The 11,307-nt window shown below is 63.7% G+C and carries 12 protein-coding genes; 2 read left to right on the forward strand and 10 right to left on the reverse strand.

Translation table 11 applies throughout. The features are described 5' to 3' along the window. Positions 1 to 36 precede the first annotated feature (36 nt). Positions 37 to 825, reverse strand: a complete 789-nt coding sequence (locus WCB02_RS15305) for an SGNH/GDSL hydrolase family protein (protein ID WP_423959154.1) — start codon at positions 823 to 825, stop codon at positions 37 to 39. After that, entirely contained in the window at positions 822 to 2,081 is a 1,260-nt protein-coding gene (locus tag WCB02_RS15310) for an OpgC domain-containing protein (RefSeq protein WP_423959156.1), read from the reverse strand. The genes WCB02_RS15305 and WCB02_RS15310 overlap by 4 nt, the downstream gene beginning before the upstream one ends. 227 nt (positions 2,082 to 2,308) lie before the next feature. On the opposite strand from WCB02_RS15310, the gene apaG reads away from it, so the two are divergent. Then, positions 2,309 to 2,701 (forward strand): Co2+/Mg2+ efflux protein ApaG, encoded by a 393-nt coding sequence (gene apaG / locus WCB02_RS15315; RefSeq protein ID WP_423959158.1) that lies wholly within the window; start codon positions 2,309 to 2,311, stop codon positions 2,699 to 2,701. Between the two features lie 266 nt (positions 2,702 to 2,967). Here the strand turns inward: apaG and WCB02_RS15320 are convergent, their stop codons facing one another. From WCB02_RS15320 to WCB02_RS15330, 3 genes are all read right to left on the reverse strand, one after another. Then, positions 2,968 to 3,972 carry an Hsp33 family molecular chaperone gene (locus tag WCB02_RS15320; RefSeq protein ID WP_423959159.1) on the reverse strand — a complete coding sequence of 335 codons (1,005 nt, stop codon included), beginning with the start codon at positions 3,970 to 3,972 and terminating at the stop codon, positions 2,968 to 2,970. A gap of 259 nt (positions 3,973 to 4,231) precedes the next feature. Continuing rightward, positions 4,232 to 5,173, reverse strand: coding sequence for an ornithine carbamoyltransferase (gene argF / locus WCB02_RS15325; protein WP_423959162.1), 942 nt, complete (start codon positions 5,171 to 5,173; stop codon positions 4,232 to 4,234). Further along, on the reverse strand, positions 5,170 to 6,378 hold the full coding sequence (locus tag WCB02_RS15330; protein WP_423959164.1) for an aspartate aminotransferase family protein: 1,209 nt from the start codon (positions 6,376 to 6,378) through the stop codon (positions 5,170 to 5,172). Before WCB02_RS15330 ends, argF begins: the two co-directional genes overlap by 4 nt. 486 nt (positions 6,379 to 6,864) lie before the next feature. Between WCB02_RS15330 and WCB02_RS15335 the strand changes: the two genes are divergently transcribed. Continuing rightward, positions 6,865 to 7,377 carry a GcrA family cell cycle regulator gene (locus WCB02_RS15335; protein ID WP_423959166.1) on the forward strand — a complete coding sequence of 171 codons (513 nt, stop codon included), beginning with the start codon at positions 6,865 to 6,867 and terminating at the stop codon, positions 7,375 to 7,377. A gap of 300 nt (positions 7,378 to 7,677) precedes the next feature. Here the strand turns inward: WCB02_RS15335 and phoB are convergent, their stop codons facing one another. The 5 genes from phoB to WCB02_RS15360 form a co-directional block, all read right to left on the reverse strand. Beyond that, the gene (phoB, locus tag WCB02_RS15340) at positions 7,678 to 8,379 is read right to left on the reverse strand and encodes a phosphate regulon transcriptional regulator PhoB (protein ID WP_423959167.1); all 702 of its coding nucleotides are present in this window, start codon (positions 8,377 to 8,379) and stop codon (positions 7,678 to 7,680) included. A gap of 77 nt (positions 8,380 to 8,456) precedes the next feature. Then, positions 8,457 to 9,173: a phosphate signaling complex protein PhoU gene (gene phoU / locus WCB02_RS15345; RefSeq protein WP_423959170.1), complete on the reverse strand. Its 717-nt coding sequence runs from the start codon at positions 9,171 to 9,173 to the stop codon at positions 8,457 to 8,459. Positions 9,174 to 9,183: 10 nt separating this feature from the next. Beyond that, positions 9,184 to 10,005 carry a phosphate ABC transporter ATP-binding protein PstB gene (gene pstB, locus WCB02_RS15350; RefSeq protein ID WP_423959172.1) on the reverse strand — a complete coding sequence of 274 codons (822 nt, stop codon included), beginning with the start codon at positions 10,003 to 10,005 and terminating at the stop codon, positions 9,184 to 9,186. After that, complete coding sequence (gene pstA / locus WCB02_RS15355; RefSeq protein ID WP_423959173.1) at positions 10,002 to 10,847, reverse strand: phosphate ABC transporter permease PstA; 846 nt, start codon at positions 10,845 to 10,847, stop codon at positions 10,002 to 10,004. The genes pstB and pstA overlap by 4 nt, the downstream gene beginning before the upstream one ends. Positions 10,848 to 10,851: 4 nt before the next feature. Next, positions 10,852 to 11,307 (reverse strand): PstC family ABC transporter permease (locus WCB02_RS15360; RefSeq protein ID WP_423959174.1); only part of this gene is annotated, 456 nt, incomplete at its 5' end.

The following is an 11,307-nucleotide window of genomic DNA, read 5'->3' on the forward strand; positions in this document are numbered from 1 at the left end:
CTTCAAGGACAGACTTCCTCAATTCTCTCAATTCACTCAATTCTCTTGGGCGGCCTTCGGATGAGCGGCGGCCATAATGAATTCCGACAGCGCGCGCCCAAGGCAATTGTGAACCCGCTTTGCAAGCTCTGCGCCATGAACGGCCGTGAACAAGTCAAACTCGCCGGATTCGGACCAGGTTTTCATCAGCGCGAAACGATCAAACAATGGAATCTCGTGATCCTGCGCCACCACACGCATATTATCCAGGTAGGGCGCCGCGGAAATCATCGATTCCGTGCGCGGACTATATTGCGGGTTGATCAAAATCACGTCCGTTCCGGCATCCCGTAACGCAACAACACCTTCGTCGACGGCGGTGCGGAAATCATCCGGATCGACCGAGCGCATAGCATCCACGGTTCCGGTCTGCCAGATCACTAAAGTAGGCTTTTTAACTTCCACTAACTTCGACAGGCCCGAAGCGACCTCTTCGGCGGTCTTTTTTGCCTGTATTTCCACGGATACGTTAACCTCGTTCGACGGCAGCTTCGCCTTCAAGGCGGCCTGCATCTGGCCGGGATAGGCAGCTGCCTCCGAAGCATTCGCGCCAACGTTAATGGTCGATGACCGGCTGCCCACGACCAGAATATTCAGCGGACCACCGGCCTTGATGGCGTCCGCGACCTTTGGCAGCACGTTGTCGCCGGAGAGGAGATAGTCGGGAACCTCGCACGCCGCTGGCGCCGGCGTAGCCACAGGAGCATCTTCGGCGCGCACGGGAACAGCGGCCAGAAAACCGGCCAGCAGGCTCACACTCAGGATTGCCCCTGAGACGAACTTCATGCCCCCCCTCCCGCCAAATCGGCGTTGCCGCCGGTGGCCTTGGCTTTGGACCCACTCTTGTCGGCGGAATGCTTGTACCATGAAAACAGCCATGCCGCGGCCGACATGATCAGGATTCCGGAAATACTGATAATAAAGTGCAACGCGGTCCCGCCCGAAAGCTCCGCCAGCAGGAAATGGCCAGCGAAGGCCAAAAACACGCCGAGGCAGAATATCTCAAGCGAGTGCTGGCCGCACAGGATTAACGGTCGCAGCCACGGTGATTTCAGGTACGGCCAATCTTTAGGCAGGAAACGCACCGTGACGGCAGCGAGCGCCAGGAAGTGCGCGAAGCGCAACACGTCAAGATCGGTCTTGCTGATGGGATACATCCACTGCTCTAGTCTGCGCGGCATGAAGTGGCTGAGCTGCGGCACATACCAGGTCAACGTGACCAGGAACGAGAACAGCAGATAGGCAAAGCAGATCCACAGCGTGATCGGCGACGACAGGATGCGCGTCATCCGCTTGGCGCCGCCCTGCGCGCACCAGGCGCCAAACACGAACAGCAATTGCCAGGCGAACGGGTTGAAGGCCCAGACCCCGTTCGGATAGGCGGAGAAATACAGATCGTATTGCCAGGTCACGGCGTAGAGCAGAACCGACAATCCCAGCGTGACGTCGGGCTTCCATCGCATCAGCACCAGAATCAGCGGCAGCGACAGCATCAGCACGATGTAGAGCGGCAGCACGTCCATGTTGACCGGACGGAATCGCAACAGCAGCGCCTGCACGATGGTGACGTCGGGCTGCTTGAGGAAATCCATGATCCCCATTTCCTCGGAATAGAGCGGATTCTCGAAGCTGGTGGCGACGTAGGAGATTTCCGCGAGGAAGATCGTGAACAGAAAGACGTGCGCGACATAGATCTGCCAGGCGCGGCGCAGGATGCGCGCGGTCGCGACCACGACGCCGGACTCCAGCAGCGCGCGGCCATAGACGAATGCCGCGGTGTAGCCGGAGATGAAGATGAAGATTTCGGTGGCGTCGCTGAAGCCGTAATTGCGCAGCGTGAGCCAGGTCAGAAGGCTGGGCGGCAGATGATCGATGAAGATCAGCCACAGCGCGAGCCCGCGGAACAAATCGAGCCGCAGTTCGCGCTCGCCGACCACTGGAAGCGAGATCGACGGTGCGCGCGCCGCCGCCTTCTCGCGCGCGACCGCGTCCGCTGCGGCTCCGGCAACGGCGGGTGCGGCAACTCGATCGGCAAGCGACATCGTGAGGCACCGTGATCCGGCCGGCGACAGGGTGCCGGCGCAAGGCTAAAGATAGCACCGCTCCGCAGCTTGCAAGTCATTTGCGACGGAACAACGCCAGCGGATTCGGCCTGGAACCGGGTCGGCCACACGACCGGCACTGATTCGGTGCGGAAACTGCCTGACCGGTGTTCGACCGATCCCCGCCGTTTGGTTCCGGTCGAACTTTTCGCTATCATGAGGGTGTCATGTACCGCGCCATTACCCGCAAGATCGAGGTCACCGTCGAACCGAGCTTCAGCCCGGAGCAATCGTCGGCGGACCAATCCCGCTTTTTCTGGGCCTATACGGTCGTCATCACCAATAATGGCGACGAAACCGTGCAGTTGCGGAGCCGGCACTGGATCATCACGGATGCCGCCGGCCGGCAGCAGGAAGTGCGTGGCGAAGGCGTGATCGGCGAGCAGCCGGTGCTCGCCCCCGGCGAGCACTTCGAATATACCTCCGGCGTGCCGCTGTCGACCGCGTCAGGCTTCATGACAGGCCGCTATCAGATGGTCACCGACAGCGGCGAGCGCTTCGAGATCGACGTGCCGACATTCTCGCTCGACAACCCGCATCACAAGCGGGTGTTGAACTGACGGGGGCGGATGCGCCCGTCAGCGAAAACCGTCATTGCGAGCGCAGCGAAGCAATCCATCGCGCCGCATGGACGCTGTCGGACATTGCCAGAACCGAGGCGCCGAAGCCGTTCAAGGACCTCGTAGTACGGACCCGCGGGTTGCTGCGCTGACGCTCGCCATGACGGCTTGTAGTTGCCACGCGATCCAGATTTCAAGCAGCATCCATGCAGCGCGGGGGGGGTGATCACGGCCCATTCGCACCTTTGTAGGCGACGTAGCGAGCGCTATTCCTCCACACCCGCCTCATGCGGCGTGAACTGGTACACCGAGGAGCAGAACTCGCAGGTCACCTCGACCTTGCCGTCCTTGACCATGTCGGCGCGATCTTCCGGCGTGAAGCTTTTCAGCATCGCGGAGACGGCATCGCGCGAGCAGGAGCAGCTCGCGGCGAGCGGCAGCGGATTGAAGACGCGGACGCCGCGCTCGTGGAACAGCCGGTACAGCAGCCGCTCGCCGGACAGATCCGGATCGATCAGTTCGACATCCTCGACGGTTGCGATCAGCGACTGGCCCTCGACCCAGGCGTCGTCCTCCGCGACGGTGTGCAACGGCGTGCCCTCCGGCGCGTCGCCGGGATGCAGGTCGGCCTGCCGCGCGCGCTCGGGCGCTTTCGGCAGAAACTGCATCAGGATGCCGCCGGCGCGCCAGCGATGCTTGCCGCCGTCGCCGCCGCGCCATTCCTCGCCCACCGCAAGGCGAACCCGGGTCGGGATCTGCTCGGAGCGCAGGAAATATTCATGGGCCGCGGCTTCCAGGCCGCCACCATCCAGCGCCACGAGGCCCTGATAGCGGCTCATCTCCGGTCCCTGGTCGATGGTCATGGCGAGATGGCCGTGACCGAGCAGGCTGCCTGAATCCTGCCCCGCTTTCAGCCGCTTCGCGTCGTAGCGCGCATAGGCGCGCAACCGGTCCGGCGCGCGAAAATCCACGATCAGGAAAGACACCGGACCATCGCTCTGGGTCTGCAGAATGAAGCGGCCCTCGAATTTCAGGGACGAGCCGAGCAAGGTCGTGAGCACGATCGCTTCGCCCAAAAGCTTGCCGACCGGCGCCGGATAATCGTGCTTGGTCAGGATGTCGTCGAGCGCGGGACCGAGCCTGGTCAGGCGCCCGCGCAGGTCGAGCGCATCGACCTCGAACGGCAGCACCGCATCGTCGACCGGAACCGGCGACGGCGCGCGGACCGGGCTCTGCAGCGTGATTTTTGTATCGGGGGATTGAGACGTCATGGCGCTTTATCTGGGGTCGGCAGGCCGAATGCGAAAGGGGTTTGACACGGGCCACGTTACTCGAGGACTCTCTCCGCCGTCGTGCCGGCGAATGCCGGGACCGATGACCACCGGCGGTCAATTGTTGGATTCGATTGCGGCCCGAGCCTTTGCAGCCACAGATCCTGGTGATGGATCCCGGATCGCGCTCCCGCCTTCGCTCTTCGCGCTGCGGCTGACAAGTCGCTTGGCCGGGACGACGACAGATTTTTTTCGGCTCCTATCCCGCGGCGTCAAAACACCAGGCCAGAATGCCCTTTTGCGCGTGGAGGCGGTTTTCAGCCTCGTCGAACACCACCGATTGCGGGCCGTCGATCACCTCGTCGGTGACCTCTTCGCCGCGATGAGCGGGCAGGCAGTGCATGAACAGCGCGTCGGGCTTGGCGAGCGACATCAGTTTCGCGTTGACCTGGTAAGGCCGCAACAGATTGTGGCGGTGCTCGCCATCCTTGTCGCCCATCGACACCCAGGTGTCGGTGACGACGCAATCGGCGCCGCGGACGGCCGCTTCCGGATCGCTGCCGAGCACGATGGGCGCCTGCACGGCCTTGATCCAGTCCTTCATCGCCTTGTTCGGCGCGAGCTGCGGCGGAGTGGCGACACGCAGGTTGAACTTGAAGCGCAACGCTGCGTGCGCCCAGGACGCCAGCACGTTGTTGTCGTCGCCGGTCCAGGCTACGATGCGGCCCTCGATCGGGCCGCGACGCTCCTCGAAGGTCATCAGGTCGGCCATCACCTGGCAGGGATGCGAGCGTCGCGTCAGGCCGTTGATCACCGGCACGGTGGCATTGGCGGCGAGTTCGAGCAGCGCCTCGTGGTTCAGGATGCGGATCATGATGGCATCGACATAGCGCGACAGCACGCGCGCGGTGTCGGCGATGGTCTCGCCGCGGCCGAGCTGCATCTCGGCTCCCGTCAGCATGATCGATTCCCCGCCGAGTTGGCGCATGCCGACATCGAATGACACGCGGGTGCGGGTGGAGGGCCGCTCGAAGATCATCGCCAGCGTCTTGCCCTCCAGCGGCCGGGCCGGCTTTTCGTGCGCCTTCAATTTCGACTTCATGGCGCTGCCGAGCGCCAGCATGTTGCGCAACTCCGGCAGCGGCAGCTCGCTGATGTCGAGGAAATGCCGTGGCTGATTGCTCGTTGGCTGGTCGATCATTGCGCCGCCCGCTGCTTCGGATCGGCCGCAAGCGCGGCGCAGGCCTGCTCGAGGCTCGTCACGCCCTGCTCGATCTCGGCCTCGGTGACGATCAAAGGCGGCAGGAAGCGCACGACGTTGTCGCCGGCGCCGACCGTGAGCAGCCTCTGCGCGCGCAACGCCGCGACCAGATCGCCCGACGGCACCACCGCCTTGACCCCGATCAACAGCCCCTCGCCGCGCACCTCGGAGACGACGCCTGGATAACGATCAATCACCGCGGCGAGCTTCTGTTTCAGCAGCAGCGACATCGTCTGCACATGGTCGAAGAAGCCGGGCTTCAGCATGACGTCCAGCACGGCATTGGCGGCTGCGACCGCGAGCGGATTGCCACCGAAGGTCGAGCCGTGGGAGCCCGGCGTCATGCCGGCCGCCGCGTCGGCGGTGGCGAGACAGGCGCCGATCGGGAAACCGCCGCCGAGCGCTTTCGCCAGCGACATCACGTCGGGCGTCACGCCAAGACGGCGATGGGCAAACAATTCGCCGGTGCGGCCCATGCCGGTCTGCACCTCGTCGAAGACAAGCAGCAGGCCGTTGTCGTCGCAGAGCTGGCGCAGCGCCTTGAAGAACGGTTGCGGCGCCGCACGCACGCCGCCTTCGCCCTGCAGCGGTTCGATCAGGATACCGGCGGTGTTTTCGCCGATCGTCTTCTTGACGGCGTCGAGATCGCCGAGCGCGACCTGATCGAAACCCTCCACCGGCGGCCCAAAACCTTCGAGATATTTCGGCGAGCCGGTCGCCGCCAACGTCGCCAGCGTGCGGCCGTGAAACGCGCCCTCGAAGGTGATGATGCGATAGCGTTCCGGATGGCCCTTGGCGGCGTGATGCTTGCGCGTGAGCTTGATGGCGCATTCCATCGCCTCGGCGCCGGAATTGGCGAAGAAGACGAAGTCGGCGAAACTCTGTTCGCACAGCCGCGACGCCAGCCGCTCGCCATCCGGGCTCTTGAACAGGTTCGACATATGCCACAGCTTCGTCGCCTGCTGCTGCAGCGCTGCGACGAGATACGGATGCGCATGGCCGAGCGCGTTCACCGCGACGCCCGACGTGAAATCGAGATAGCGCTCGCCGTTGGTCGTGGTCAGCCACGCGCCCTCGCCGCGTTCGAAGGCGAGGTCGACCCTGGCGAAAACGGGAAGCAGATGCGAGGTGGCGCTCTTGGTCATGGCGATCACGTCTCAATCACTTGGTAATCAGTTGAGAGGCGGGCGGCCCGTCATGATGCGAGCATTTGCGCCACCGCTTCAATGATCGGGTCCGGAAAACAAAACGTGCCGCCTTTTCAGGGCAGCACGTGGCACCATTGTAGGCCTGCGGCGATAACTGTCAACATGCCACGACGCACCCCGCAACCGGCAGCGCAAGCCCGGAAGATTCCGGTGTGCACGAAAATCCGAGCCAAGCGGAACATGTGGACTGCGAAGTCGGACTCTTGCGCGGGAGTCACGGCATATTGTAGCGTTCTGGCTGTCGGGTACGACATCTCGTGCGGCAGTTCTGATCCCAAGGAGTCTGTTTGTTCGTGTGTACGTTCGGGCGCGCTTTCCGCGCCCGGCGAGGGCTAAGGGATTCTGCCCGCAAGGGTTTTCTTGGATTTGCATCGCGGTGCGGCCCCACGAGACTGGCCCGCGCGAGGTGAAGGGAAGAGTGCGATGACCGTATTGACCTGGTCCGAAGATCGCGTCGAGCAGCTGAAAAAGCTCTGGGAGAGCGGACTTTCCGCCAGCCAGATCGCCGCCGAGCTCGGGAATGTGACTCGTAACGCTGTAATCGGCAAGGTGCATAGGCTCGGCCTCTCCGGCCGCGCCAAAAGCCCGACATCGGCGGCGCCGCGCCAGCGCAAGCCGCGCCCGGCGCAGCAGATGGTGCGGGTCTCGCGTCCGGTCTCGCGCGGCAATACCGCGCTGGCCCATGCCTTCGACGTCGAGCTCGAGCCCGATCCGATCGCCTTCGACAATGTGGTGCCGATGAATCAACGGCGGTCGCTGCTGGAGTTGAACGAAGCGACCTGCCATTGGCCGGTGGGCGATCCCTCAAGTCCGGAGTTCTTTTTCTGCGGTGGAAAGGCGCTGGCGGGGCTGCCCTATTGCGCCCACCACTCGCGCGTCGCCTATCAGCCGGCCGGCGATCGCAGGCGGCAACCGGCGAAACCGTCGGCGCGATAGAGCCCAGGCACCTCACACGTCGTCTCCGCGCCAACGGGTTGACGCAAAGGGCCGCCCGATGACAGGTTTCGGCGGGGATCGATATCCCTCGGCGTTGGTGTGAGGGCATTTTCCGGCACGGTGGACGCCGGCTTTCCGCAAGAAAACGCGACCAACAAAAAACGGAGGGTTTTCCGATTCGCCGTCATCGGAAAATGCTTGAGGCGTTACCGAGCCGCGCGGTTCCAAAACAATCGAAAGTTGTGGTCATGGCTCGCGGTTCGAAGCCGGGACGACGGCGCAGTTTATTGCTCCGCCTTGCTAATCCGCTTTCGCAAAGCGGTCGTCAAGCGCGTAGCCGGCGCCGCGCACGGTGCGGATCGGATCCTGCTCGCGGCCGGGATTGAGCAATTTGCGCAGGCGCCCGATGTGGACGTCGACGGTGCGCTCGTCGATATAGATGTCGCGGCCCCAGACGCTGTCGAGCAACTGCTCGCGGGAAAACACCCGGCCGGGATGCTCGAGGAAGAACTCCAGCAGCCGGTATTCGGTCGGCCCCAGATCGATCGGACGGCCCGAGCGGGCGACGCGGCGCTTCTCGCGGTCGAGCTCGATGTCGCCATAGGCCAGCACGGTGGCAAGCCGCTCGGGACTGGCGCGGCGCAACAGGCCTTTGACTCGCGCCAACAGTTCCGGCACCGAGAACGGCTTGACGATGTAATCGTCGGCGCCGGTCGCCAGCCCCCTCACCCGCTCGCTTTCTTCGCCGCGCGCGGTCAGCATGATGATCGGCAGCTGCTTGGTCTCGGGGCGCGCCCGCAAGCGGCGGCACAGTTCGATGCCGGACAGTCCCGGCAGCATCCAGTCGAGCACGATCAGGTCGGGCACGCGCTCCTTCAGCCGGGTATCGGCGTCGTCGCCGCGTGCGACGGTTTCGACGTCATAGCCTTCGGCATCGAGATTGTAGCGCAAGAGCGTGGTCAGGGCTTCTTCGTCTTCCACCACCAGAATCCGCGCGCTCATGAGGTAACTTTCTCCATTGGCTTGGCACGATCCCTGGACAGGATCGGATCCGAGAACCGCAATCGACCCGTGACGCTCTAGTTGCCGGGGACCGTCGTCGCGAACGTCGTCATGTCGCCCTTCGGGCGCTTGTCGACGATCTGCTGGCCCTCGATCATGTAGAACACGGTCTCGGCGATATTGGTAGCGTGATCGCCGATCCGCTCGATGTTCTGGGCGCAGAACATCAGATGAATGCAGAACGAGATGTTGCGCGGATCTTCCATCATGTAGGTGAGCAGCTCGCGGAACAGCGAGGTGCAGATGGCGTCGACCTCCTCGTCGCCCTTCCACACGGTCATCGCCGCCGGCAGGTCGTGCGCGGCATAGGCGTCGAGCACGGTCTTGACCTGAGACTGCACCAGGTCGGTCATGTGCTCCAATCCGCGGATCAGCTTCAAGGGGTGGAAATCGCTTTCCAGCGCCGCCACCCGCTTGCCCATGTTCTTGGCGAGATCGCCGATCCGCTCGAGATCGGTGGCGACCCGCATCGCGCCGACGATCTCGCGCAGATCCACCGCCATCGGCTGGCGCCGCGCGATGGTCAGCACCGCGCGTTCCTCGATCGTGCGCTGCAGATTGTCGATCTCGGCGTCGGCGGCCACCACGCGCTCGCCGAGCGCGACATCGCGGCGGACCAGCGCGTCGACGGAATCGACGATCATGCGTTCGGCGAGGCCGCCCATTTCGGCGACCAGCCGGGTCAGTTCCTGCAGGTCGCTGTCGAACGCCTTGGCGGTGTGTTCAGAGGCCATGATTGTCTCCTCAGCCGAAGCGGCCGGTGATGTAGTCCTGGGTGCGACGATCGCTCGGCGAGGTGAAGATCTTGCTGGTGTCGTCGAATTCGATCAGTTCGCCGAGATACATGAACGCGGTCTTGTCGGAAACGCGCGCGGCCTGTTGCATGTTGTGGGTGACGATCGCGATCGTGTAGTCCTCGGACAATTCCTGGATCAGTTCCTCGACCTTGGCGGTCGAGATCGGATCCAGCGCCGAGCATGGCTCGTCGAACAGGATCACTTCTGGCCGCACCGCGACGGTGCGGGCGATGCAGAGCCGCTGCTGCTGGCCGCCGGACAGGCTGAGGCCCGAGGCGTTCAGCTTGTCCTTGACCTCGTTCCACAGAGCGCCGCCGCGCAGCGCCTTTTCGACCCGGCCGTCCATCTCGGACTTGGAGATCTTCTCGTACAGCCGGATGCCGAAGGCGATGTTCTCGTAGATCGTCATCGGGAACGGCGTCGGCTTCTGGAACACCATGCCGACCCGCGCACGCAGCAGATTGAGATCGAGCTTGGCATCGAGAATATCGGTCTGGTCGAGCATCAATTGCCCGGTGGCGCGCTGCCCCGGATAGAGGTCGTACATCCGGTTGAAGATGCGCAGCAATGTCGACTTGCCGCAGCCGGACGGGCCGATGAAGGCGGTGACGCGGTTGCTGCCGAGCGCGAGGTTGATGTTCTTCAGCGCATGGTGTTCGCCGTAATAGAAATTCAGGCCGCGCGCGGTCACTTTCGCCGGCGCGTCGGGCAGCGGCGCCGCGAGATTCGGACCGCCTGCACCACCTACGGAAACAGAAAGCTCGTTCATTTCGGGGTCCTCTCGGCGCCAAGAACACGCGCGCCAATATTCAGGGCAAGTACAGTCAACGTGATCAGCAGGGCGCCGCTCCAGGCCAGTTGCTTCCAGTATTCGTAGGGGCTCTGGACGAAGTTGTTGATGGTCACCGGCAGATTCGCCATCGGCTTGGTGAGATCGAGGCTGAAGAACTGGTTGGAGAGCGAGGTGAACAGCAGCGGCGCGGTTTCACCGGCGACGCGCGCTGTGGCGAGCAGCACGCCGGTGACCAGGCCGGAGCGTGCCGCGCGGTAGGCGATCCGCCTGATCACGAGCGAGCGCGGCAGGCCGAGCGCCGATGCCGCCTCGCGCAGCGGATTGGGCACCAGCAGCAGCATGTCTTCGGTGGTCCGCAGCACGACCGGAATGACGATGACGGCCAGCGCCAGCGCGCCGGCGATCGCGGAAAAGTCGCCCATCGGGACCACCACGGCGCCATAGACGAACAGGCCGATGATGATCGACGGCGCGCTCAGAAGAATATCGTTGATGAAGCGGATCACCGAGGTGAGGCGGTCGTTCCTGCCATATTCGGCAAGGTAGGTCCCGGCGAACATGCCGAGCGGCGCGCCGAGACCCACCCCGATCACGGTCATGATGACCGAACCGGTAATCGCATTGAGCAGGCCACCCTGGGTCGATCCCGGCGGCGGCGTGTTCTGGGTGAAGATCTCGAAGTTGAGCCCGCTGAAGCCGTTGTACAGCAGGGTGATCAGGATCAGCGCGAGCCAGGTCACGCCGAAGACGGCGGCGGCGAAGCACAGCCCGCGGATGATGATGTCCCGACGGCGACGGCGAGCATAGATCGGGTTCATGGCCTTACTTCCCCGCCTTGGTTTCGAGGCGCATCAGCATCAGGCGAGCCGCCGAGAGCACGAAGAAGGTCAGCACGAACAGGAGCAGTCCGAGCAGGATCAGGCCGGATTGATGCAGGCCGTCGCTTTCGGCGAATTCGGATGCGATGGCCGCCGATATCGTGGTGCCCGGAGAGAACACCGAACCGGTGATGCGGAACGCGTTGCCGATGATGAAGGTCACCGCCATGGTTTCGCCGAGCGCGCGGCCCAGCGCCAGCATGATGCCGCCGATGACGCCGACGCGGGTATACGGGATCACCACGTTGCGCACCACTTCCCAGGTGGTGCAGCCGACGCCGTAGGCCGCCTCTTTCAGGACCGGCGGCACGGTCTTGAACACGTCGACCGAGATCGCGGTGATGAAGGGCAGCACCATGATCGCGAGAATCAGCGCCGCGTTGAACAGGCTGAGATAGGA

Origin of the sequence: Bradyrhizobium sp., from assembly GCF_049581145.1 — a bacterium.
Classification (GTDB): domain Bacteria; phylum Pseudomonadota; class Alphaproteobacteria; order Rhizobiales; family Xanthobacteraceae; genus Bradyrhizobium.

Bases quoted from the DNA above. Each gene is read 5' to 3' on its own strand.
- WCB02_RS15305 (WP_423959154.1), bottom strand. From the start codon at position 825: ATGAAGTTCGTCTCAGGGGCAATCCTGAGTGTGAGCCTGCTGGCCGGT.
- argF (WP_423959162.1), bottom strand. From the start codon at position 5,173: ATGATCGACCAGCCAACGAGCAATCAGCCACGGCATTTCCTCGACATC.
- phoB (WP_423959167.1), bottom strand. From the start codon at position 8,379: ATGAGCGCGCGGATTCTGGTGGTGGAAGACGAAGAAGCCCTGACCACG.
- apaG (WP_423959158.1), top strand. From the start codon at position 2,309: ATGTACCGCGCCATTACCCGCAAGATCGAGGTCACCGTCGAACCGAGC.
- WCB02_RS15330 (WP_423959164.1), bottom strand. From the start codon at position 6,378: ATGACCAAGAGCGCCACCTCGCATCTGCTTCCCGTTTTCGCCAGGGTC.
- WCB02_RS15320 (WP_423959159.1), bottom strand. From the start codon at position 3,972: ATGACGTCTCAATCCCCCGATACAAAAATCACGCTGCAGAGCCCGGTC.
- phoU (WP_423959170.1), bottom strand. From the start codon at position 9,173: ATGGCCTCTGAACACACCGCCAAGGCGTTCGACAGCGACCTGCAGGAA.
- pstA (WP_423959173.1), bottom strand. From the start codon at position 10,847: ATGAACCCGATCTATGCTCGCCGTCGCCGTCGGGACATCATCATCCGC.
- WCB02_RS15335 (WP_423959166.1), top strand. From the start codon at position 6,865: ATGACCGTATTGACCTGGTCCGAAGATCGCGTCGAGCAGCTGAAAAAG.
- pstB (WP_423959172.1), bottom strand. From the start codon at position 10,005: ATGAACGAGCTTTCTGTTTCCGTAGGTGGTGCAGGCGGTCCGAATCTC.
- WCB02_RS15310 (WP_423959156.1), bottom strand. From the start codon at position 2,081: ATGTCGCTTGCCGATCGAGTTGCCGCACCCGCCGTTGCCGGAGCCGCA.